28 protein-coding genes are annotated in these 23,777 nt (G+C 35.3%); all 28 read left to right on the forward strand.

Annotation, left to right across the window (positions count from 1 at the left end; translation table 11 throughout):
• Positions 1-60 precede the first annotated feature (60 nt).
• The 28 genes from codY to MKY29_RS07035 all read left to right on the forward strand — a co-directional run bounded on the left by codY (position 61) and on the right by MKY29_RS07035 (position 23,774).
• Positions 61-840, forward strand: a complete 780-nt coding sequence (gene codY / locus MKY29_RS06900) for a GTP-sensing pleiotropic transcriptional regulator CodY (RefSeq protein ID WP_093494454.1) — start codon at positions 61-63, stop codon at positions 838-840.
• A 281-nt stretch (positions 841-1,121) separates the two neighbouring features.
• Positions 1,122-1,511, forward strand: a complete 390-nt coding sequence (gene flgB, locus MKY29_RS06905; RefSeq protein ID WP_340879374.1) for a flagellar basal body rod protein FlgB — start codon at positions 1,122-1,124, stop codon at positions 1,509-1,511.
• 2 nt (positions 1,512-1,513) lie between these two features.
• Positions 1,514-1,975 carry a flagellar basal body rod protein FlgC gene (gene flgC, locus MKY29_RS06910; protein WP_340879375.1) on the forward strand — a complete coding sequence of 154 codons (462 nt, stop codon included), beginning with the start codon at positions 1,514-1,516 and terminating at the stop codon, positions 1,973-1,975.
• A 20-nt stretch (positions 1,976-1,995) separates the two neighbouring features.
• Positions 1,996-2,301 carry a flagellar hook-basal body complex protein FliE gene (fliE, locus tag MKY29_RS06915; protein ID WP_340879376.1) on the forward strand — a complete coding sequence of 102 codons (306 nt, stop codon included), beginning with the start codon at positions 1,996-1,998 and terminating at the stop codon, positions 2,299-2,301.
• A 59-nt stretch (positions 2,302-2,360) separates the two neighbouring features.
• On the forward strand, positions 2,361-3,950 hold the full coding sequence (gene fliF / locus MKY29_RS06920) for a flagellar basal-body MS-ring/collar protein FliF (protein ID WP_340879377.1): 1,590 nt from the start codon (positions 2,361-2,363) through the stop codon (positions 3,948-3,950).
• Between the two features lie 122 nt (positions 3,951-4,072).
• A complete protein-coding gene (gene fliG / locus MKY29_RS06925; protein ID WP_241595955.1) occupies positions 4,073-5,086 on the forward strand; it encodes a flagellar motor switch protein FliG in 1,014 nt (337 codons plus the stop codon).
• Positions 5,070-5,849 carry a flagellar assembly protein FliH gene (gene fliH, locus MKY29_RS06930; RefSeq protein ID WP_340879378.1) on the forward strand — a complete coding sequence of 260 codons (780 nt, stop codon included), beginning with the start codon at positions 5,070-5,072 and terminating at the stop codon, positions 5,847-5,849. The genes fliG and fliH overlap by 17 nt, the downstream gene beginning before the upstream one ends.
• A gap of 5 nt (positions 5,850-5,854) precedes the next feature.
• A complete protein-coding gene (fliI, locus tag MKY29_RS06935; protein ID WP_340879379.1) occupies positions 5,855-7,177 on the forward strand; it encodes a flagellar protein export ATPase FliI in 1,323 nt (440 codons plus the stop codon).
• A complete protein-coding gene (gene fliJ / locus MKY29_RS06940; RefSeq protein WP_340879380.1) occupies positions 7,178-7,627 on the forward strand; it encodes a flagellar export protein FliJ in 450 nt (149 codons plus the stop codon).
• Between the two features lie 8 nt (positions 7,628-7,635).
• Positions 7,636-8,232, forward strand: a complete 597-nt coding sequence (locus tag MKY29_RS06945) for a MotE family protein (protein ID WP_340879381.1) — start codon at positions 7,636-7,638, stop codon at positions 8,230-8,232.
• A 31-nt stretch (positions 8,233-8,263) separates the two neighbouring features.
• Positions 8,264-9,490: a flagellar hook-length control protein FliK gene (locus MKY29_RS06950; RefSeq protein ID WP_340879382.1), complete on the forward strand. Its 1,227-nt coding sequence runs from the start codon at positions 8,264-8,266 to the stop codon at positions 9,488-9,490.
• Positions 9,491-9,493: 3 nt separating this feature from the next.
• Entirely contained in the window at positions 9,494-10,135 is a 642-nt protein-coding gene (gene flgD, locus MKY29_RS06955; protein ID WP_340879383.1) for a flagellar hook assembly protein FlgD, read from the forward strand.
• 17 nt (positions 10,136-10,152) lie between these two features.
• The gene (locus MKY29_RS06960; RefSeq protein WP_445677870.1) at positions 10,153-10,533 is read left to right on the forward strand and encodes a TIGR02530 family flagellar biosynthesis protein; all 381 of its coding nucleotides are present in this window, start codon (positions 10,153-10,155) and stop codon (positions 10,531-10,533) included.
• Between the two features lie 83 nt (positions 10,534-10,616).
• The gene (locus MKY29_RS06965; protein ID WP_340879384.1) at positions 10,617-11,873 is read left to right on the forward strand and encodes a flagellar hook-basal body complex protein; all 1,257 of its coding nucleotides are present in this window, start codon (positions 10,617-10,619) and stop codon (positions 11,871-11,873) included.
• Positions 11,874-11,939: 66 nt separating this feature from the next.
• Positions 11,940-12,161 carry a flagellar FlbD family protein gene (locus MKY29_RS06970; RefSeq protein WP_241595935.1) on the forward strand — a complete coding sequence of 74 codons (222 nt, stop codon included), beginning with the start codon at positions 11,940-11,942 and terminating at the stop codon, positions 12,159-12,161.
• Positions 12,151-12,585 (forward strand): flagellar basal body-associated protein FliL, encoded by a 435-nt coding sequence (gene fliL, locus MKY29_RS06975; RefSeq protein WP_340879385.1) that lies wholly within the window; start codon positions 12,151-12,153, stop codon positions 12,583-12,585. Before MKY29_RS06970 ends, fliL begins: the two co-directional genes overlap by 11 nt.
• A 29-nt stretch (positions 12,586-12,614) precedes the next feature.
• Positions 12,615-13,613, forward strand: coding sequence for a flagellar motor switch protein FliM (fliM, locus tag MKY29_RS06980; protein WP_241595929.1), 999 nt, complete (start codon positions 12,615-12,617; stop codon positions 13,611-13,613).
• Positions 13,606-14,766, forward strand: a complete 1,161-nt coding sequence (fliY, locus tag MKY29_RS06985; RefSeq protein WP_340880824.1) for a flagellar motor switch phosphatase FliY — start codon at positions 13,606-13,608, stop codon at positions 14,764-14,766. The genes fliM and fliY overlap by 8 nt, the downstream gene beginning before the upstream one ends.
• Before the next feature lie 19 nt (positions 14,767-14,785).
• Entirely contained in the window at positions 14,786-15,148 is a 363-nt protein-coding gene (locus tag MKY29_RS06990) for a response regulator (RefSeq protein ID WP_241595927.1), read from the forward strand.
• A gap of 7 nt (positions 15,149-15,155) precedes the next feature.
• Positions 15,156-15,842 (forward strand): flagellar biosynthetic protein FliO, encoded by a 687-nt coding sequence (locus MKY29_RS06995; RefSeq protein WP_340879386.1) that lies wholly within the window; start codon positions 15,156-15,158, stop codon positions 15,840-15,842.
• Complete coding sequence (gene fliP, locus MKY29_RS07000; protein ID WP_340879387.1) at positions 15,835-16,500, forward strand: flagellar type III secretion system pore protein FliP; 666 nt, start codon at positions 15,835-15,837, stop codon at positions 16,498-16,500. Before MKY29_RS06995 ends, fliP begins: the two co-directional genes overlap by 8 nt.
• Before the next feature lie 12 nt (positions 16,501-16,512).
• Positions 16,513-16,782, forward strand: a complete 270-nt coding sequence (fliQ, locus tag MKY29_RS07005; protein ID WP_093263173.1) for a flagellar biosynthesis protein FliQ — start codon at positions 16,513-16,515, stop codon at positions 16,780-16,782.
• A 4-nt stretch (positions 16,783-16,786) separates the two neighbouring features.
• The gene (gene fliR / locus MKY29_RS07010) at positions 16,787-17,563 is read left to right on the forward strand and encodes a flagellar biosynthetic protein FliR (RefSeq protein WP_340879388.1); all 777 of its coding nucleotides are present in this window, start codon (positions 16,787-16,789) and stop codon (positions 17,561-17,563) included.
• A gap of 1 nt (position 17,564) precedes the next feature.
• On the forward strand, positions 17,565-18,650 hold the full coding sequence (flhB, locus tag MKY29_RS07015; RefSeq protein ID WP_340879389.1) for a flagellar biosynthesis protein FlhB: 1,086 nt from the start codon (positions 17,565-17,567) through the stop codon (positions 18,648-18,650).
• A 25-nt stretch (positions 18,651-18,675) separates the two neighbouring features.
• Positions 18,676-20,709, forward strand: a complete 2,034-nt coding sequence (flhA, locus tag MKY29_RS07020) for a flagellar biosynthesis protein FlhA (RefSeq protein ID WP_340879390.1) — start codon at positions 18,676-18,678, stop codon at positions 20,707-20,709.
• Positions 20,706-21,821 (forward strand): flagellar biosynthesis protein FlhF, encoded by a 1,116-nt coding sequence (flhF, locus tag MKY29_RS07025; protein ID WP_340879391.1) that lies wholly within the window; start codon positions 20,706-20,708, stop codon positions 21,819-21,821. The genes flhA and flhF overlap by 4 nt, the downstream gene beginning before the upstream one ends.
• Complete coding sequence (locus tag MKY29_RS07030; RefSeq protein ID WP_340879392.1) at positions 21,805-22,677, forward strand: MinD/ParA family protein; 873 nt, start codon at positions 21,805-21,807, stop codon at positions 22,675-22,677. Before flhF ends, MKY29_RS07030 begins: the two co-directional genes overlap by 17 nt.
• On the forward strand, positions 22,677-23,774 hold the full coding sequence (locus MKY29_RS07035) for a protein-glutamate methylesterase/protein-glutamine glutaminase (protein WP_340879393.1): 1,098 nt from the start codon (positions 22,677-22,679) through the stop codon (positions 23,772-23,774). The genes MKY29_RS07030 and MKY29_RS07035 overlap by 1 nt, the downstream gene beginning before the upstream one ends.
• Positions 23,775-23,777: the final 3 nt, after the last annotated feature.

The following is a 23,777-nucleotide window of genomic DNA, read 5'->3' on the forward strand; positions in this document are numbered from 1 at the left end:
ACAATTAAAAACCTTTAGAATATTAAAATAAATAAGAAAATTAAATGGAGGATTCAATTCATGAATTTATTAACTAAAACAAGAAAAATTAACTCGATGTTACAAGCATCTGCTGGTAAGCCAGTTAACTTTAAGGAAATGGCTGCTACATTAAGTGAAGTAATCGAAAGTAATGCTTTTATCGTATCTAGAAAAGGAAAACTATTAGGTTTTGAAGTTCATCAACAAATTGAAAATGAGCGCATGATTAAAATGATGGAAGAGCGTCAATTCCCAGAACAATATACAAAAAACCTTTTTCATGTGGACGAAACATCATCAAATTTAGATGTCTTCAGTGAGCACTCTGTTTTCCCAGAAGAAAACCGTGAATTATTTAAAGATGGTTTAACAACAATTGTTCCGATCATTGGTGGTGGTGAGCGTTTAGGGACATTAATTTTAGGTCGTCTAAAACAAGAGTTTGAAGATGATGATTTAATCCTTGGCGAATATGGTGCAACAGTTGTTGGTATGGAGATTCTACGTGAGAAATCAGAGGAAATTGAAGAAGAAGCTCGTAGTAAAGCAGTCGTTCAAATGGCTATAAACTCATTGTCTTATAGTGAATTAGAAGCAATCGAACATATCTTTGAAGAATTAGATGGCAGTGAAGGTCTATTAGTAGCATCTAAAATTGCTGATCGCGTAGGAATTACAAGATCTGTTATCGTAAACGCACTTCGTAAATTAGAAAGTGCTGGTGTAATTGAGTCAAGATCTCTTGGGATGAAAGGAACATATATCAAAGTATTAAATGATAAGTTTCTTGCAGAATTAGCTCATCTTAAAATGAAATAAACAAGAATAAATTAAAACTCTTCCATTTTATGTGGAAGGGTTTTTTTGATTGGAATAAAAATGAGACATTATTAGGACTTTAAATATAACTGAATATTAAAAAAATGATTAAAATCGACATAAATTGACGGAACATACCCAAAAAAAAGGTATAAAGTCCCATTAATTTATCGAAAATTCAATAGACACAATGTTACATAATCATTACAATAAGATTATCGTGATATTAAAAGAAAATTACAGAAATATATGTCGAATACTTTAAAGAAGAGGTGAACAAAATGAGTATATTTGGTGGTGCAATATCAAGTTTAGAGCAAGGATTAGATTTCGCAGCGGTAAAGCAAAAGACAATTGCGCAAAATATAGCAAATGTCGACACTCCTAATTATAAGGCAAAAAGTGTTAGTTTTAGTGAATACTTATCCGATGCTAAACAATCGACTATATCAGCGCATAGAACACAAGAAAAACATATAGATTTTCATAGAAATTCTAGTGCAAGAGGTGTGTTCGATTACAATTACAGCTATAACCATAATGGCAACGGCGTTGATATGGATAAAGAACAAGCAAATCTAGCGACAAATCAAATCTATTATAATGCTCTAATAGATAGAATAAGTGGCAAGTTGAATACATTACAAACTGTTATTAAAGGAGGACGCTAATTATGTCGATTTTTCATGGAATGAATACGACAGCTTCAGCATTAACTGCGGGACGACTGAGAATGGATGTAATTTCCTCCAATATGGCGAATGTAGATACAACTAGAGCAAAGTTAGTAAACGGTGAGTGGCAAGCATATAGAAGAAAGTCTGTTACTTTAAAGCCTTTAGAAGGTAATTTCTCGAATTTCTTAAATGTGGCAATGGGCTCTTCCCAACATAGAAATGTCGGTAGTGGAGTAAAAGTTAGTGATGTAAAAGAGGATACAGAAACACCTTTTAAATTAGTGTATGATCCGACACATATCGATGCAAATGCAGATGGGTATGTAGAAATGCCAAATGTTGACCCTTTAAGAGAAATGGTTGATTTGATATCAGCAACGAGATCCTATGAGGCGAACGTAACGGTTTTTAATGCAAACAAAGCGATGTTGTCTAAGGCTTTAGAAATAGGGAAATAAGAAAGAAGGTATAGTTTAAATTGCCAATAGAATCCATATCATTATTTAATCCTTCACAAATAAATCCAGTTTCGGCTACTTCGAAATTAAGTCCTGCAGAGGCACAAGGTGAATTTGGTGATTTTTTAAAAACAGCCATTCAAACTGTGAATGATAATCAAAAAGCATCAGATGTAGCTACTGAAAAGCTATTAACAGGTGGGAATATCGAATTACACGATGTGATGATTGCATCTCAAAAGGCAAGTATTACATTAAATGCGACATTAGAAGTTAGGAACAAAGTAGTAGAGGCATATCAAGAAATAATGCGTATGTCAGTATAACCTCTCTCGGTTATCGCTAAATATCGGGTAAAAATATTCACCATAGCCGGAGGATAATAATGAATGAGCGTATAAAAAAAATGACAAGCGATGTAACCAATTTTTGGGGGAGTCGCACTAAAATGCAAAAAGGAACAATGATTGGTAGTGTGTTAGGAATTATCGTTCTAGCTATAGCTGTAACTTTAATGATGAATAAAACTAACTTTGTTCCGCTTTATACAGATGTATCACCATCTGAAATCGGACGTATTAAAGAAACATTGGATGCACAAAGAGTGCCAAATGAAATTGCTCCAGGTGGAACGTCCATCTTAGTACCAGCGGAGCAAGTGGATTCATTATTAGTACAACTAGCAGCAGAAGGTTATCCTGAATCGGGTATGATCGACTATAATTTCTTTTCCCAAAACGCGGGATTTGGTATGACAGATAATGAGTTTAATGTGTTAAAACTGGCTTCCATGCAAACAGAGCTTGCTAAATTGATTAAAGGTGTCAAAGGAGTAAAGGATGCCCAGGTAATGATAACTTTACCTGAAGAAGGGGTATTTTTATCTCAAACCACTGAATCTGCAAGTGCAGCGATAGTTTTGAATACAGAGGCAGGATACAAATTTACAGATTCACAGATATTGTCCTTATATAACTTAGTATCCAAGTCAATTCCTAATCTAGCTCCAGAAGATATCAGCATAAGAAATCAGTATTTAGAGTACTTTGACTTAGAACAAGCAAATGCAAATACAGCAGGAGCGAATGTAAACGATCAAATGTCGATTAAGAAAACAATTGAACGTGATTTGCAACGTCAAGTTCAAACAATGTTAGGTACTTTAATGGGACAAGACAAAGTAGTCGTCTCTGTTACTACAGACATTGACTTCAAACAGGAAAATCGCGAAGAAAATTTAGTAGAACCGGTTGATGAAGAAAATATGGCGGGAATTGAAATTAGTGCCCAGCGTATTTCTGAAACTTTTACTGGTGATAATCCCGTAGCAGGTGGTACTCCAGCAACAGAGGATGCAACTGATAACTTTACAAACTATGTAGAAGGTTCTACGTCAAATGGTGATTATGAGCGAATTGAGGACACGATTAATAGTGAGGTAAATCGTATCCGAAAAGAAATAGTAGAAAGCCCATATAAAATTAGAGATATAGGTATTCAAGTGATGGTCGAACCACCTACTCCTGATGATGTTACTACTATGCCAGACGGTGTAGAACAAGATATAGAACAAATTCTTGCAACAATCATTCGTACTTCTATAGATGAAGAAGCAGGTAGAGAATTGACTGAGGAGTTACTACAAGAAAAAATTGTAGTTTCTGTGCAACCATTTAACGGAAAAGCGACGACAACGACAAGTACGCAATCGACTATTCCTTGGTGGGTATATGTAATCGGTGGAATTTTACTAGTAGCAATAATACTTCTTGTAATATCCTTACTACGTTCTAGAAAAAACGATGAGGAAGAAATGTTTATTCTAGAAGAGCAACAAGAAGAGCTTAAGGTAGATGATATAAATACTGAAAAAGAAACCGAATCGACACTAAGACGAAAACAACTCGAAAAAATGGCTAAAAACAAGCCAGAGGAATTTGCGAAGTTATTACGTACTTGGATATCAGAGGATTAACTTTGTTTTAGTAAAATAAAGTTAAAGCCTCCGGCGGGATGTCAAAGATTTTAAACCCAATATCGCTGGGTTTAAAATCTAGACACAATTACGCCGAAGCGTAATTGATTGGGGGGACGGCTATGAACAAGCAGGAAAAAGAATTAAGTGGAAAACAAAAAGCCGCGCTCTTATTAATTTCTCTCGGACCTGAAGTGTCTGCTTCTATTTATAAACATTTAAATGAAGAAGAAATCGAGCGTTTAACTCTTGAAATTTCTGGGGTAAAAAAAGTAGAGCCTGAGATTAAAGAAGATATAATAGAAGAATTTCACAATATAGCATTAGCACAAGATTATATTTCGCAGGGTGGTATTGGGTACGCAAAAACAGTTTTAGAAAAAGCATTAGGTACAGATCATGCACAGGCAATTATTAATCGACTTACTTCTTCTTTACAAGTGAGGCCGTTTGATTTTGCAAGGCGTGCAGAGCCAGCTCAACTGTTTAACTTTATTCAAAATGAACATCCACAAACGATTGCTCTGATTCTTTCTTACTTAGAAGCACAGCAAGCTGGAATAATTCTTTCGTCATTACCGCAGGAAGTACAAGCAGATATTGCAAAAAGAATAGCTACAATGGATTCTACTTCACCTGAAGTGATTAGTGAAATTGAATCTGTACTTGAACGCAAGCTATCTTCGACGGTTACCCAGGATTACACAGAAACGGGCGGTATCGACGCAGTCGTAGAAGTGTTAAATGGTGTGGATAGAACAACTGAGAAAACAATTTTGGATGCTCTAGAAATACAAGATCCAGAACTTGCAGAAGAGATTAAGAAAAGAATGTTCGTATTCGAAGATATTGTCACACTTGATAACCGCTCTATTCAACGAGTTATTCGTGACTGTGAAAATGAAGATCTTCTACTTTCGATGAAGGTTTCTAGTGAAGAAGTTAAAGATGTTATTTTCCGCAATATGTCCGTACGTATGGCTGAGACATTTAAAGAAGAAATGGAAATCATGGGTCCAGTTCGTCTACGTGACGTGGAAGAAGCACAATCTAGAATTGTTACTGTAATTAGAAGATTGGAAGACGCAGGCGAAATAATAATTGCTCGTGGTGGAGGAGATGACATCATTGTCTAAAATTTTCCGAAATGTATATTTGAATGAAACAAAGGAAAATTCAATACCCATTCAAATAAGGAATTTATATGTTCAAGAAGTGTTGAACACAGACGAGCCGTTGACTTTAGATGTTCTTATACAAGAACGAAGTAAAATGATAGAAGAAGTAAATCAAGAAATAGAAGAGAAACGCTCTAAATTAACTAAAGATATCGAAGAAACTAAACAGTATATCGAAAATCAGCTGAGTGAATGGGAAGAAGAGAAGATAACCTATCAGCAACAAGCGTATGACGAAGGCTTTATGCAAGGAATGGAAGAAGGCCGTTTAAAAGCTCAAGCTGAAATGCAAAACTCATTAAAATTAGCTAATGATGCATTGAAAACTGCTCATGAGAATGCGGCAAATTACTTGCAACAACAAGAACAGGTCATTTTAGAATTGGCTATACGAACCACAGAGAGAATTATTGCAACAAAGCTAGATGAAAATGAAGAGTTATTTTTATCGATTGTTAAAAGAGGTTTAAAAGAAGCAAGAGAAATGAAAGAGATCAAACTTTATGTCTCACCCATCTACTTTGAACTCGTATCTAATAATAGACAAGAACTCTCTTCCATCTTTCCAGTAGATGTCCCATTTATGATTTTCGTAGATGAAGATATGAATGAAACTGATTGTTATATAGAAACAAATCATGGAAGAATCGTTGTCAGTATTGACGAGCAGGTCCAGGAGTTGCGACGAAAGCTAGTAGATATTCTTGATAGTATGGAGTGAATGTGATGAAAGCTGTAGATTTAATTCAACAAATTTCGAATGTACCTACTTTTAAAAAATATGGTCGAGTTAGTCGAGTTGTTGGATTAATGATTGAATCACAAGGTCCTGAAAGTTCTGTTGGTGATGTTTGTAAGATTCATATAAATTCACCAAAAACAGGTGCCTCCGTTATTCTTGCTGAAGTAGTTGGATTCAAGGAAGAAGTCGTAGTATTAATGCCCTATACGAATATTAGAGAAATATCAACTGGCTGTTTAGTCGAAGGGACAAATAGTCCATTAGAGATTAAGGTTGGTCCAGAGTTAATAGGGAGAGTTTTAGATTCGATGGGAAATCCAATTGATGGTTCTGTTTTACCTAAAGGTTTGATGACAGTTGGTACCGAAAAAGATTCCCCAAATCCGTTGACAAGACCACCTATTGAAGAACAAATTGAGGTCGGTGTAAAGGCAATCGATGGAATGTTAACAGTCGGAAAAGGTCAAAGGGTAGGTATTTTTGCTGGATCAGGGGTTGGAAAAAGTACATTACTTGGAATGATTGCTAGAAACACTAACGCTGATTTAAATGTCATTGCTCTAATTGGAGAACGCGGCAGAGAAGTTCGAGAGTTTATCGAAAGAGATTTGGGAAAAGAAGGATTAGAAAAATCGATTGTAGTTGCAGCTACTTCTGACCAACCTGCATTAATGCGGATTAAAGGTGCATTTACAGCTACAGCTATCGCAGAATACTTCCGAGACAAAGGGTTAAACGTAATGCTTATGATGGATTCCGTTACTCGTGTAGCAATGGCACAACGGGAAGTGGGTCTTGCTGTGGGAGAACCTCCAGCAACAAGAGGATATACCCCTTCTGTATTTTCCATTTTACCTAAGCTTTTAGAAAGAACAGGTACAAATGAAAACGGTACTATTACAGCATTTTACACAGTTTTAGTAGATGGTGATGACATGAATGAGCCAATTGCCGATACCGTTCGTGGTATTCTTGATGGTCATATTGTGTTGGATCGTTCACTTGCTAACAAGGGACAGTATCCAGCTATTAATGTATTAAAAAGTATTAGTCGATTGATGAATCATATTTCAGATGAAAATCATGTGAAAGCTGCGGAAAGATTGAGAGATTTATATTTTACGTACAATAAATCGGAAGATCTTATCAATATCGGAGCATATAAGCGTGGTACATCACGTGAAATTGACGAAGCTATACAGTACGAACCTTTAATAACTTCATTTTTAAGACAAGGATATTTAGATAAAGTCTCTTTAGATTCCTCCGTAGATGAATTAGTGAAATTATCAGGTGGTGTTTCATAGATGGTTGCATATGAATTTAAATTTGCCAAAGTTTTAACAATTCGGGAACAAGAAAAATCAGAAACTGAATTGGCTTACAAGGAATCGGTATCTGCATTTGAAAAAGTTGCAACAGAACTCTATAACTTGCTGAAAAAAAGAGAAGACACTACGGAAACTCAAAATAGCTTACTAGTTTCTGGCCTTTCCATTAACAATATCCATCATTACTCGAACTATATTGAAGGACTACAAAAAAGAATTGATATCATTCAAAAAGAAGTCATTCAAGCTAGATCTAAAATGAACTGGATGGAAGAGAAACTTCTCGAAAAATCACTAGAGGTGAAAAAGTTCGAAAAGATAAAAGAAAAAGATTTCGAGCATTTTCATCAAGAGCAACAAAGACTAGAAACAATTCAATTAGATGAAATATCTTCTTTGAAGTATCAAAACAAAGAGATTAGGTGAATAGAAGCATGGCTAAAAAGAACAAAACAAATAAAAGCATTGAAGCAAATGGTGAAACAAAAGGTATAAGTAAAATAAAAATGTTCTTTTATTGGTTTATAATTCCTCTTTTATTTACTTTACTTCTCTTACTAGTAATTGCTCAAATAGCAAATATAAATGTTTTTGAAAAAGCAAAAGAGATAACTGGTTTTAGTGAGGAACAGGTTTTAACAGATGACAAAAAAACAGATGTATTAGAAGAAAAAGTTGTCTCGTTACAAGCAGAAATCCAAGAAAAAGAAGCTCAAATTGATAAAGTTCAAACAGAACTAGATAACTCAGCAACAGAAAAAGAAGCTCTTTTAATAGAACAAGAAAGATTATTAGATGAAATTGCAAAATTAACAAGAGACCAAGAAAGCGCCAAGCGTGATTACGAAGAAATTGTTTCTACCTTTGAAAAAATGTCTGCAAAAACAGCAGCACCTGTTATTACTAAAATGAGTGATGCAGAAGCTTTACGTATTTTGACGAGTCTTAAACCCGATACAGTAGCAAGTATTTATGAAAAAATGACTCCAGAAGATGCTGCCAAGTATACAGAGTTAATGACCAAACAATAAAATTTTCCCATTAAAAGGAGGTGAAATAAACGTGAATATTGCAATGGCTGTAAACACAAATATTAATGCTATTTCTCAAGCAAATAGTAAAATGCAAACAAGTATGGATAGCAGTCAAAAGTTCGGTTCTGTATTTGGACAAATTTTATCTAATTCACAAATACAACCTGTTGCTACACCACAAGCAAACTCAGAAGAAGATGTACTACAAGACTTGCTAGCAATCCTTAATGTAACTTCTTTAGAAGAGCTTGAATCATTAGTAGGTTCAGAAGAATTAACTGTTAGTACTAAGGAATTAAAAGAGCTTTTAGAAAAATTATTAGCCGGCGAGACAAATCAGTCACTAGTAAATACAAACCCTAGTGAAGAACTAATAGGATCGAATGTTTGGGATGTACTTGCAGGAATAAATGAACAGGCAACTAAAATTGTAGAAGCTATCATTTCTTCTCTTAATGGACAAGGACCGAGCAATCCGACTGATGCCAAACAGGCTATAGAGTTGCTTAAAACAGTACAGTTAATCGGAAATAAATCGGATTTAACAATTAAGGAAGAGTCCACACTCTTTGATATAAAGCAATTGCTTGAAAATGTGAAGGAAACTTTAGGGAAGAATTATGCAAATGAAACAACTTCGAAACCACAAGTTCTGAATCAGTCAATTGTCCAAACTAAAATTTTAGTTAAACAAGTATCTCAGTTGATCAAACCAGAAGTGGTAGTTACAGAAACAAAAGAAACTACTACAAATGTACAAGCAAGCACTACTACAGTAATACAAACAAAAGTAGAATCAGTTTCTATGACACTACCAACTGAAAAAGCCGCACAGTCTGAGGAGTTCATAAAAGAATTGCAAAAAGTGATGAATCGAGTGCAATTTGGACAAGCGGGTGGAGCAAACAGACTAGTTCTTAAACTATTTCCAGAGCAACTTGGCACCATTCGAATTGAATTGATCCAAAAAGATGGAATGTTGACAGCGAAATTACTGGCATCCACTGCACTAGGTAAAGAGATGTTAGATTCTAACTCTAGTCAATTGAGACAAGGTTTTGCTGGTCAAAATATTCAGCTTGAGAAGTTAGAAATAACGCAAGCTTTACAAGAATCGACAAGACAAGAAAAGAACCAAGATTTTCAACAATCATTTAAACAGCAACAAGAAGAACAAGATCAACAAGAAAATAGTAATGATCAGCTGGAGGAACAGTTCTCTTTCGAAGATTATTTACAAGAAATGGAGGCCTAAATTATGGCTGAAATGTCTAAAATTACAGACAGTATGTACCTTTCAAACCAAGCGAAAAAAACTCCTACAACTGGGAATAGTACGTTAGGTAAAGATGCATTTTTAAAAATTCTAATGACCCAGCTTCAAAATCAGGATCCTACAAAACCAATGGATGACTCACAATTCATTTCACAAATGGCGCAGTTTTCTTCTCTAGAGCAGATGACTAACTTAACAACTGCTTTTCAAGAATTTGCAGCTATTCAAGAGCAGAGCCAAATGATTGAATTTAGTAACTTTGTTGGAAAAGAAGTAAAATGGCATGAACTGACAGACAAAAAAGATGACAAAGGTAATCCAATTACAAACGAAGGTACTGGATTAATTAAAGGCATTAAGTTTGTTGGAGGAAACGTAGAATTTACTTTAGCTGATGGTAAAGTCATTACACCAGGCAATATTTCAGAAGTTCTTAATAGTAGTAATAATTCAAGTAGCTTAGTAGAAGCTAGTATGATTATTGGGAAGACAGTTGAATATACGGACGGCAATACTGTACTTTCTGGGGTAGTTGAATCTGTAACTAAAAAAGACGGTACTATCGTATATAATTTAAGTGGAAGCGTATCTATTAAAGCAGATCAATTTGTATCTATAAAATAAGAACGGGGAGATGTAATGTGGGCAATATTTCTATTAACCAAATTCCGCTGAAAACATCTATCCGACAACCTCTCACATCAAGACAAGTAGCTTCACCTAAACAATCTTTTTTGCAGCATTTACAGGAAGCTTCAACAAAATCAGAATTAAAGGTAAGTAAACATGCAAATCAACGTTTACAAGAAAGAAATATTAAGATTTCTGAAGCGGAATGGCAAATAGTAAGTGAAAAAGTATCAGAAGCACGCTCAAAAGGTGTGAATGACTCATTAGTATTGATGGATCAAGCAGCGTTAATAGTTAGTGCAAAAAATTCAACTGTCATTACTGCAATGGACCGCATAGAAGCGAGAGATCAATTATTTACAAATATCGATGGCACAATTGTGCTGAACTAATAAAAATTAGCAGGACCTGAAAAGGATGCTAAGTGTAGCTGATTGATTGAAGCTAGCACGCAAATTGAAAGGAGACAAAATATATGATTCGCTCAATGTACTCAGGTATTTCAGGTTTAAAAAACTTCCAAACAAAACTAGATGTAATAGGTAATAATATTTCGAACGTTAACACTTACGGCTTTAAAAAAGGTCGTACAATTTTTAAAGACTTAATATCACAAACAACTGCAGGTGCTTCTGCTGGGACAGGTACGCGTGGGGGTGTAAATGCCAAACAAGTAGGTTTAGGATCTCAACTTGCAGCAATTGATACTATCCATTCTGGGGGCTCATTGCAATCTACTGGAAACACATTAGACCTTGCTATTTCAGGAGACGGATTTTTTCAAGTAGCTGATTCTACCAATGCTAACCGTGATGGTTTTGTAAATCCACTTTATACTCGTGCAGGTAATTTCTATATGGATAATGAAGGATATTTAGTAAATGGAGATGGGAAGTTTTTAGTTGGTGGAGTTACTAAAGTAGATCAAACAAAACTTAAAGCTGCCCAAGCTGATGTTGTAACTGCAGCAACAAAAGCCGCCGCTGATGCAAAATTAGCCGCAACTGCTTCAAAAACTTATGCAGATGATGTAAAAGTAAAAGAAGAGGCTGTTGCAACTGCGAAAGCAGCCCTGGCAGCTAACCCAAGTGACGCTACTCTTCAAACTGCTCTTACTACGGCAGAAGATGCGTTAAAACTTTCCAAAGATATGACAGTAGGTTTTGGATTGGCAGCTGATACGGCTGGTAAAACTGCGGAAGCTTCAGCCACTGCATTATCTGTTAAGGAAGCTGCTGTAGCTAATCTAATTAATCCAGAACCTTCAAATGTAATTAGAAATCCAGAAATCTCAGGTAGTCTTGATATAGCTGGCAGTTATTTACCTGATACATCACTTACTGTTGATGGTGAGTATCGACCAATTAAAATACCAACAGATGCACAAAGTATGAATGTTGGACAAGATGGTACTGTAACGTTTGTTGACAAAGAAGGAACATTGCGTTGGGCTGGTCAACTTGTTCTTGCCAAATTCCCAAATCCGGGTGGTATGGAAAAAGTAGGATCAAACTATTTCAAAGATACCTCTAACTCAGGAGCACCTATTTTGCAAACTGCTACAGAAGCAGGACTGGGAACTATAAACTCAGGTTTCCTAGAAATGTCCAACGTCGATCTTTCTGAAGAATTCACTGATATGATAGTTGCACAACGTGGATTCCAAGCAAACACACGTATTATTACAACTTCTGATTCAATCTTAGAAGAGCTGATTAACTTAAAACGTTAATCTATTTAACTAATATTTATTGTAAGGGAGGGTTGGGCCGTTCCTTTAATGGCCCGGCCCTTTATAATGATTAATCTTACTCGTTTAAACGGCAAAGAGTTTTCGTTGAATGCATTATACATAGAGACGGTTGAATCTTTTCCGGATACTACTATAACGCTCACGAATGGTCATAAATATGTTGCGTTAGAATCTCGTGAAGAGGTAGAAAACAAGATCGCTCAGTATTACAAAGAAGTACATATATTATCGAACCCGCATATAAGAGGTGAACAAGATGAAGAGTAAAAATAAACTATTAACCATAATGCTTATTATTTTAGTTTCGATTACGTTAGTAGGTGTAGTCGCTTTGCTAATAGTTATGCAGTTAAACAAGCCAGATGAAAGTGATAGTAAGCCGACAATTGATGAAATTATCGAGTCTTCTGTAGATATACCGGAAATAACAACAAATTTAGCAGCTAACAAATTTATCCGCATTTCTTTAAAGGTCCAAACAGATAGTAAGGAAGCAGCGGAAGAGTTAACAAAAAGGGATTTCCAAGTGAAAAATATAGTAATTACGGAACTGTCTGAAATGACTCCTGAAGACTTAAATGGTAAAGATGGCAAAGAGTTGTTTGAAACTGCATTAAAAACAAAAATTGATGAGCTAATGGATGACGGAAAAATTAAACAAGTTTATATAACTTCTTATATAATTCAATAAAGTAACTTTTTCGAATGGAGGTGGGCAGATTGGCAGGTGATATATTATCTCAATCAGAAATAGATGCATTGTTAAGTGCACTCTCAACAGGTGAAATGACAGCAGATGAAATGAAAAGTGAGCAAGAGGCTAGAAAAGTAAGGACATACGACTTCAAAAGAGCACTTCGCTTTTCAAAAGATCAGATTCGAAGTTTAACGAGAATCCATGAAAACTTTGCGCGTCTATTAACTACATTTTTTTCTGCCCAGTTAAGAACATATGTGCAAATATCGGTCGTGTCGGTTGATCAAATACCGTTTGAAGAGTTCGTCCGATCGGTACCACATATGACATTGATCAATGTGTTCGAGGTTCCACCACTGGAAGGAAATATTCTGATGGAGATTAACCCAAATATTGCGTATTCCATGTTGGATTTAATGATGGGTGGTAAAGGACAAGCACATACAAAAGTGGATAATTTAACAGAAATTGAAACGAAGATTATGACCAATTTATTTGAGCGTTCGTTTGATAATTTACGGGAAGCATGGGTAAATATTGCGGATATCGATCCTATTCTAACAGAGTTAGAAGTCAATCCACAATTTTTACAAATGATTTCTCCCAATGAAACAGTAGTGGTCATTTCCTTTAATACAGTCATTGGAGAAACAAGTGGGATGATTAATATTTGTATCCCACATGTTGTATTAGAACCGATTGTCCCTAATCTATCGGTGCGATACTGGATGCAAACGAATAAAAAAGAAGTATCTCCTGAACAGTTAGAGGTTCTAAAAAAACGTGTAAAAGCAGCAGAAATTCCGATTGTTGCGGAAATTGGGACAACGGATATATCTATGGAAGATCTGTTGTACTTACAATTAGGAGATGTCATTCAGTTAAATACTAAAATTGATGACCCGCTAACAGTTAATGTTGGTGGCATTCCTAAATTTATTGGTCAACCTGGTAAACTAAAAAAACGAATGGCTGTTCAAGTCATTGAAACTGTGAAAGGAGGAGAGGATGATGATGAGTGATGATATGCTCTCCCAAGAAGAAATTGAGGCCCTCCTTAGAGGAACGAATATAGATGAAGAAGGTACAAAAGAAGTAGATACGAAAGAGATAAATATAGAAGACTATTTGGATTCATTTGCTCAGGATACCCTCGGGGAAATTGGTAATATTTCATTTGGTAGTTCGGCTACAGCCCTTTCTTCCCTTTTAGGACAAAAAGTAGATATTACTACACCAAACATTAGTATGATTAACCGTAGTAAACTCAAAGAAGAGTTTCCTCATCCTTATGTAGCGGTCCAAGTACAATATACCACTGGACTGATTGGTATGAATCTTCTCGTTATAAAACAATCGGATGCTGCTATTATTGCTGACTTAATGCTTGGTGGGGATGGTTTAGATCCAAAACCAGAACTTAGCGAAATTCAACTAAGCGCAGTACAAGAAGCGATGAATCAGATGATGGGTTCAGCTGCAACCTCAATGTCTACCGTTTTTAATAAAAAAGTGGATATTTCACCTCCTACCATCGATCTTATGAATCTAATTGAAGGTGAAGGTACAGATGCACTTCCGGAAGATGAATTACTTATAAAAATATCTTTCCGTCTTAAAATTGGTGATTTAATAGATTCCAATATTATGCAGCTATTACCATTAGAGTTTGGGCTTAATTTAGTGAAATCATTAATAGGTGGAGAAGAACCTGAGGTAGCTGCAACTATTACAGAAGAAAAAGTACATCAGCAACCAGTTCAACAGCAGTCTAAACCGCAAACACAACAAGCAGCTGAAATGCATCCGCAAGTGCAGTATAATCAGCATCAATCACGACCACAAGCCCCACAAGTGGAAGTACAACAAGCACAATTTGCTAACTTTGAAGCACCAAGTTTATCGCAAAATGAGTCTAGAAATTTAAATTTACTACTTGATATTCCTCTCCAAGTAACAGTAGAATTAGGTCGTACTAAGAGAACTGTAAAAGAAATTTTGGAACTGACAAGTGGCTCCATCATTGAACTCGACAAATTGGCTGGAGAGCCTGTAGATATTCTTGTCAACAATCGACATGTAGCCAAAGGAGAAGTCGTTGTAATTGATGAGAATTTTGGTGTTCGTATTACAGATATTTTAAGTCAAGCTGAACGTATTAATAATTTAAGATAAGCACTGGAGGAGACATATTATGTCGAAAAGAATTTTAATAGTAGATGATGCAGCATTTATGAGAATGATGATTAAAGATATTTTAAGCAAAAATGGTTTTGAAGTAGTAGGAGAAGCAGGAGATGGAGTTCAAGCAATTGAAAAGTATAATGAGCTTAAACCTGATTTAGTTACGATGGATATTACAATGCCTGAGATGGATGGAATTGCTGCCCTAAAAGAGATTAAAGCAAAAGATCCAACTGCCACAATCATTATGTGCTCTGCAATGGGGCAACAAGCCATGGTAATTGATGCAATTCAAGCCGGAGCAAATGATTTCATTGTAAAACCTTTCCAAGCTGATCGTGTAATTGAAGCAATCTCAAAAGCATTAGGGTAATGACATGATGAGGAAATTTCCCCTCTTATTAAGTGTTCTTCTCTTACTAATTTTTGGAACCCAGCTAGATGTAAAAGCAGAATTAGATTCAAATAAAAGTATCGAAGATTACTATAAAGAATTAAATAAAGATCAAAATAACGAAAAAGAGACAGAGGCTAATATAGAAAAAACTCCAGAAACGAATGATGAACCCGTTTCTGTGGGTGTTTCTGTAACAGCTTGGGATTATATCAAAATGATATTTGCACTTTTGTTCGTTATTGCTTTACTCTATGGATTACTTCGTTTTGTAAATAGCAGAAACAAAAACTTTCAGACCAATCAGCTTATTCATAATTTAGGTGGGGTTGGAGTTGGACAGGGGAAGTCCTTACAGCTAATGCAAGTAGGTAATTCCATATTTTTAGTTGGTATTGGAGACGATATTACTTTGTTAAAAGAAATAACTAATCCAGAAGAAATAGAAAACTTAACTAAAGTATATGAAGAAAAAATAGATATTGGAAAGAATATTCCATACATATCTGAGTTAATAGGTCGCTTGAAAGAAAAAGGAAATTCAAGAACGGAGACTGAGGATAAAAAACCTTCGTTTGATGAGACCTTTCAGAAAAGGTTACAAGAAATTCAAAAAGACCGTAGTAATGTATTAAAGGATTGGAAGACGAAGGAGCGCGATAACAATGAATGAATTTGTCCAGTTTTTCTCGGACAGCGACCCATCAAATCTCTCCACATCTATAAAATTAATGCTTTTGCTAACGGTTTTATCATTGGCTCCTAGTATTTTAATATTGATGACGTCCTTTGCCAGAATAGTTATTATACTTTCATTTGTTCGAACGGCATTAGCAACTAATCAGATGCCACCAAATCAAGTGATAGTTGGTTTAGCACTATTTTTAACATTTTTCATCATGGCACCAACATTACAACAAGTTAATGAAGAGGCACTAACTCCTTTATTTGATGAAGATATTACTCTAGAAGAAGCTTACAAAAATGCAAGTGGTCCTTTTAAAGAATTCATGAGTAAGCATACGAGACAAAAAGATTTAGAACTTTTCTTAAGGTATTCAGAAGCAGAAAGGCCTGAAACAATCGAGGATATTCCTTTAACGGTTATGGTACCTGCATTTGCACTTAGTGAAATTAAAACAGCATTCCAAATTGGCTTTATGATTTTTATTCCTTTTTTAGTTATTGATATGATTGTAGCGAGTGTACTAATGTCTATGGGTATGATGATGTTACCGCCAGTTATGATCTCCTTACCATTTAAAATTTTACTATTTATTTTAGTAGACGGATGGTATTTAGTTATGAAATCTATTTTACAAAGTTTTTAGGAGCTGATTGTATTGAATAATGAAATGGTAATTTCAATTGCAGAACGAGCAATTTGGGTCATTCTTCTTGCATCAGGTCCTCTTCTTTTAGTTGCCTTAATAACAGGTCTTGCAGTTAGTATTTTTCAGGCAACTACACAAATCCAAGAACAAACCCTTGCATTTGTGCCGAAAATTGTTGCAGTTTTAGTTGCTATAGTTTTCTTTGGTCCTTGGATGCTTTCGCAAGTCACCTCCTATGCAGCCGATATCTTTGAGAATTTAATACGATACATTGGTTGATACTATGGATGCGATCTTACCAAGTTTAACTGTGTTATTACTTATAATTGCTCGTGTTTCCGCATTTTTTGTAGTGTTACCACTATTTTCGCATCGAACAATACCTGCAACACATCGGATAGCCTTTGCTGTAGTCCTATCATGGATGATGTATTATACCCTCGATGTCGAACCATTTAAAATAAATGGAGATTATATACTGTTGATTATTAAAGAAGTTATATTTGGATTATTTATAGGTTTACTTGCTTATATTATTATGTCAGCTATTCAAATTGCAGGTGGATTTATTGACTTTCAAATGGGATTTGCAATGGCAAATGTTATTGATCCTCAGACAGGTACTCAAAGTCCATTAATAGGACAATTTTTGAATACTTTATCCTTATTGTTGTTGTTAGCGTTAAACGGTCATCATTTGTTGTTAGATGGTATTTTTTATAGCTATCAATTTATGCCGATGGAAATGGTTTGGCTATCTTTTGGACAAGAGAATTATGTAGAATTCATTATGAAAACTTTCGCTGGAGTTTTTGCTGTAGCATTTCAAATGTCTATACCAATAGTTGCTACAATATTTCTTGTGGATATAGCACTTGGTATTACTGCAAGGACTGTACCTCAGTTAAATATATTTGTTATTGGATTTCCGATTAAAATCGCTGTAGGTTTTATAGTTCTTCTTGTGATGATGGGGGTACTTCTGGCAGTCGTACAGCGGTTATTTGAATCTTTGGTTGTTGCAATGCGTGACTTAATGATAATTTTAGGTGGTGGCTAATATGCTTGCTCTACGCTTGGATCTCCAGTGTTTTGCGGGAGAAAAAACAGAAAAAGCTACTCCTAAAAAGAGACTGGATTCTCGTAAAAAAGGACAAGTATTAAAGAGTCCAGATGTGACAAGTGCGATTGTATTACTCTCCGTTTTTGTATTTCTATTTTTCTTTGCTAGTTTTTTAAGAACAGAGATATTCTCGTTTTTTAGCATGACCTTTACTAAGTACATGTTAATAGAAACTTTGACAATTGATACAGCAATAATTATTTATAAAGATATGCTTCTTGAAATGGCTATAATTTTATTACCAATAATGCTGGTAGCTGTGGTAGCTGCAGTTAGTGCAAATTTCTTTCAGTTTGGGTTATTGTTTACTACAGAGCCCTTGAAGTTTGATTTGAAAAAGATTGATCCTATAAAAGGTCTCAAAAGGATTTTTTCCCTTAAAGCAATTATAGAGCTATTAAAATCTATTTTGAAAATATCTTTTATTGGTTCTGTAACTACTTTAATCCTTTGGATTAATTTGGAACAAGTTCTATCTCTATCGTTTAAAACTGCTTGGGATGCACTTTCCACTGTTGGCTGGTTAACTGGAACAATGGGGATAGGTGCTTCTTGTGTATTATTATTTATTTCTATCCTGGATTTCTTTTATCAGAAATATGACTACGAAAAAAATCTTAAAATGTCTAAACAAGATATTAAAGATGAACATAAAAACTCGGATGGTGATCCAATTATTAAGTCACGTATACGACAAAGGCAAAGAGAGATGGCGATGCGTCGCATGATGCAAGAAATCCCTACGGCCGATGTCATTATTACGAATCCTACACACTTTGCAATTGCTTTAAAATACGACGATGAATCGATGGATGCTCCAACAGTAGTAGCAAAAGGTGCAGATTTTGTTGCACAAAAGATAAAGCTAATTGCGAAGGAAAATAATGTTGTCATGGTTGAAAATAGACCACTTGCTCGGTCAATGTATGACCAAGTAGAAGTTGGTCAACGAATTCCTGACGAGTTTTTCAAAGCAGTAGCCGAAGTATTGGCTTATGTATATCGTATTAAACAAAAAATATAATTGATAAAGATAGAGGTGGAAGTATATGCAAGTCCGCGATATAACCGTATTGGCAGCTGTAATATCTATTGTGGCGATGCTCGTAATACCTCTTCCTCATTGGTTAATAAGTTTTCTTATTATTATAAATATTACACTAGCGTTATTAATATTGATGACAGCTATGAATATGAAAGAAGCTTTAGAGTTCTCAGTATTTCCAACAATCGTTTTACTTATAACATTGTTTAGGCTTGCGTTAAATATTTCCACAACAAGAGCAATTTTAGCAGAAGGTGACGCGGGTAAAGTAGTTGAAACCTTTGGTACATTTGTAACGGGCGGAAATATGCTTGTTGGTTTAGTTGTATTTTCTATTTTAGTAATTATAAACTTTATCGTAATTACAAAAGGTGCCGAGCGTGTAGCTGAAGTGGCAGCTCGTTTTACATTAGATGCAATGCCGGGTAAACAGATGAGTATCGATGCGGATTTAAATGCTGGGATGATTTCCGAGAAAGAGGCACGTGAAAGACGTGAAAAGGTTGGCGGTGAAGCAGACTTTTATGGTGCTATGGACGGGGCAACAAAATTTGTAAAAGGGGATGCCATTGCAGGTATCATCATCGTTATTATCAATTTATTATTCGGTATTATTATTGGAGTTGTGCAATTTGGACTTCCATTTGGTGAAGCTGCAGTAAAATTTTCAACACTAACAGTAGGGGACGGTCTAGTTTCCCAAATTCCAGCATTATTAATTTCCACTGCAACTGGGATAGTTGTTACAAGAGCCGCATCTAAAGGGAATCTTGGTGGAGATATTACCGGCCAACTATTTAATCAACCGAAACTTCTTTATGTTGCTGCTGCAACAATAACGCTTCTAGGCATTATAACACCAATTGGATTAGTTTTAACTTTGCCTATCGCGATTGCACTTGCTGTTGGAGCTTATATGATGAGCAAGGCTAGAAAAGAAGATCCAGATGAGATGGAAGAATTTGAAGAGGAAGTAACAACTGATAATATGAAAAGTCCAGAAAATGTTATTAATTTGCTAAACGTGGATCCAATCGAGTTTGAGTTTGGTTACGGATTGATTCCTTTAGTGGATGCTGCTCAGGGTGGGGATTTGCTTGATCGGGTCGTAATGATTCGTAGACAACTTGCACTTGAATTAGGGGTAGTTATTCCGGTAGTTCGAATACGTGATAATATTCAGCTACAACCAAACGAATATCGCATAAAAATTAAGGGCAATGAAATGGCAAGAGGAGAGCTTCTTTTAGATCATTATTTAGCTATGAGTCCTGGAGACGATGATTCAATTGAGGGTATTGATACTGTAGAACCTTCCTTTGGCTTACCAGCTAAATGGATAACGGAATCTGTGAAGGAAGAAGCTGAAATACTTGGATATACCGTTGTGGATCCACCAAGTGTTGTTTCAACACATATGACTGAAATTATTCGTAATAACGCACATGAGTTATTAGGACGCCAGGAAACGAAACAATTAATCGATCATATTAGAGAGACATACCCAATCTTAGTAGACGAGTTAACACCTACTCCATTGACAGTAGGAGAGATTCAAAAAATATTAAGCAATCTATTAAGAGAGCATGTATCAATTCGGAATTTACCAATCATATTTGAAACCCTTGCGGACTATTCAAAAATGACCTCTGATGCCGATGTATTAACTGAATACTCAAGACAATCTTTAGCGAAGCAAATTACGACGCAATACGCTGGAAATAGTAATGTGTTAAAAGTGTTAACGGTCTCTGGTAAAGTGGAAAAACTAATTGCTGATAGTATTCAACAAACAGAACATGGGAACTATTTATCTATAGATCCAAGTGATTCTCAAGCGATACTAGAATCTATGGCTAAAGAGATTGAGCGTGCTTCAATGATGGAGCAATCTCCAATCATTCTTTGTTCACCCGCAGTTAGAATGTATGTAAGACAAATGACAGAAAGATATTTCCCACATGTACCAATTCTTTCTTATAATGAACTAGAATCCTCCATTGAGGTACAAAGTGTCGGGGTGGTGAATGTAGATTGAAGATGAAAAAATATATAGCGAGTTCAATGCCAGAAGCTATGAAGTTAATACGTAAAGAACTTGGTGATGACGCAGTTATTTTAAGTTCAAAGGTAGTCTTTTCAAAAGGTTTTTTAGGCTTGTTAAAGAAAAAATCTATCGAAGTAGTAGCTGGTATGGACACATTCGAACAATCGAGTAATACATTTGAGGTGCCAACGGTGGTACCTCAAGAACATCTAAATGTTTCTGTAGAGATAAAAAAGGAATTAGAAGACTTAAAACTAATGGTAAAGAACATCGGGCGCCCAGAAATGTTAAGTTCATATCCAACAGAAATGAAGACTCTTATAGACTATTTACAAGAGCAAGAATTGTCAGAGGAGCTTATCACACCTGTTAGTGATGAGCTTTTTGTGCATCTGAAAAGTAATACAGGAGTTCTTGAAATGGAAGAGCAAATTACGATAACGAAAAATATACTTGAAACACAAATGGAGCACCTTCCGTTCGGTGGGATTTCGTATACGAAGAAATATATAAATGTTCTAGGTCCAACAGGTGTTGGTAAAACGACGACAATAGCTAAAATGGCAGCACGAGCAGTTTTAGAAAAGAAGAAAAAAGTCGGATTTATAACAACGGATACATATCGGATTGCTGCAATTGAACAACTTAAAACATATGCTGGTTTGCTTCAAGCTCCTCTCGAAATTGTCTACAACGAACAGGACTTGCAAGAAGCAATGGTTAAATTTGAAAATTTAGATATCGTATTTATAGATACAGCTGGTAGGAACTATAAAGAAACTAAATTTGTTAGAGATCTACAAAAGTTAATAGAATTTGAAGTAAATACAGAAACTTTCTTAGTACTCTCTTCAACATCTAAACAAAAGGACATGGAAGTAATAATAGAACAATTTAGTGAATTTCCAATTGAAAAATTTATCTTTACTAAGGTAGATGAAACAAATACTATTGGCTCAATTATCAATTTAATGGTTAAATATAATAAGGGACTTGCTTACTATACAGATGGTCAAGAAGTCCCGGAGGATATTATGGAAGCTAGTCTTGAAGAATTACTCAAATTGTTCTTAAAGGGGATTCACTATGAGAGATCAAGCTGAAGAACTTAGAATGAAAATGCTTCGGAACCAAAATAGGCTTGGGCGATCAATAGCAGTTGTTAGTGGTAAAGGTGGAGTTGGAAAAAGTAATTTTTCTATAAATTTCACTACAACTTTAAGTGAACAAGGTAAAAAAGTTGTATTAATTGATATGGATATTGGAATGGGGAATATTCATATATTACTGGGTAAATCAGTTTCCTCTAACTTAAAGGATTACTTAGTGGGAGATCAGTTGTTAGAATCAGTGATGTTCGAAGGTCCAAACGATTTACAATATATATCTGGTGGTTCAGGGTTAAATGGTGTAATGGAATGGACAGAAGATATGTTTGATCGGTTAATAGAAGCATTCGAATATTTACAGAAGAACTTTGATTATATTGTATTTGACATGGGGGCTGGTGCCACGAGTCAGACATTGGATTTGTTAGTATCAGTTGACGATATTATTGTTATAACAACAGCAGAGCCAACATCCATTACAGATGCCTATTCAATGATGAAATATATTTATTATAAAGATTCTGAGAAAAACTTTTTCCTTATTTGCAATCGAGCATTTACCGATGAAGAAGGTTTAGACACAACCGGTAGATTAAAATTAGCAATGTCCAAATTTCTATCAAAAGAAATTACGGTATTAGGTGTTCTGCCTGAGGATTCAGTTGTTCGCAAAGCAGTAAGGGAACAAATACCATTTTCTATTTTATATCCACAAGCTGAAATAACAAAAAAGTTAAAAAAAATTACTTCTGCATTTACTGATTTTGATGGCGCGGAAGAAGTTATTCCTAAGCACAATAAATTCATATCTCGATTAAAAAGTCTTTTTTCGCATAGGGGCGTGAGATGATGGACGTGAAACCAAAAATGAAGTTGTTAATAGTAGATGACTCCGCATTTATGCGTAAACTTATTAGTGACTTTTTTATTGATCACAAATCGATAGAAGTAATAGGTATCGCTAGAAACGGAAAAGACGCAATTGAAAAGATAAAAACTCTACAACCAAATGTCATCACGATGGATGTTGAAATGCCAGTAATGAATGGTTTGGATGCACTACGCCAGATAATGTCCGATATGCCAGTTCCTGTTGTAATGCTATCTAGTACAACAAAAAGTGGAGCGGAAAGTACGATTCAAGCAATGGAATATGGTGCCGTTGATTTCATCGCGAAGCCAAGTGGCACTATTTCTTTAGATTTACATAAGATTAAAGAGGAATTAGTAGAAAAAGTAGAAAATGCAGCTCAAGTACCAATAAATAAAATGAAGAAACGTTCACCATTACCATTAAATAATAGAGTTACAAAAAATGTAGAAGTAAAGAAAATGACCGACTCACCAAATGTTATCAGATGGGACAAGATGAATAAGAAAATGGTCTTAATTGGAACTTCAACTGGAGGTCCAAGAGCACTTCAAGAAGTGATTACAAAACTACCAAGCAATATAAAGGCTCCAGTATTAATTGTTCAACATATGCCTGCTGGATTTACAAAATCATTGGCACAAAGGCTCAATCAATTATCAGCAATAGAGGTAAAAGAAGCGGAAGATGGCGATGTGCTTCAAAATGGACATGCGTATATTGCACCTGGCGGCTATCATATGCGCATCCAGAAAAGAGGGTCATCATACTACATAGTACTAGATGACAAAGAAGCACCACGATCTGGACATAGACCAGCAGTAGATGTACTTTTTGAAGATAATAGCCAGTTTAATGATTTTGATAAGATTGCCGTTATTATGACAGGAATGGGATCTGACGGTTCTCTTGGTCTTAAACAGTTGAAAAATAGCGGAAACGTTGTGGCCATTGCAGAAGCAGCGAGTACTTGCATTGTTTATGGAATGCCAAAGGCTGCTGTAGAAACAAATTTAATAAATGAAGTAGTGGATTTAGATCAAATAGCAAAAACCATCATACAATATCTACCTTAAAGG

Source organism: Psychrobacillus sp. FSL K6-2365 (assembly GCF_038003165.1).
Classification (GTDB): domain Bacteria; phylum Bacillota; class Bacilli; order Bacillales_A; family Planococcaceae; genus Psychrobacillus; species Psychrobacillus psychrodurans.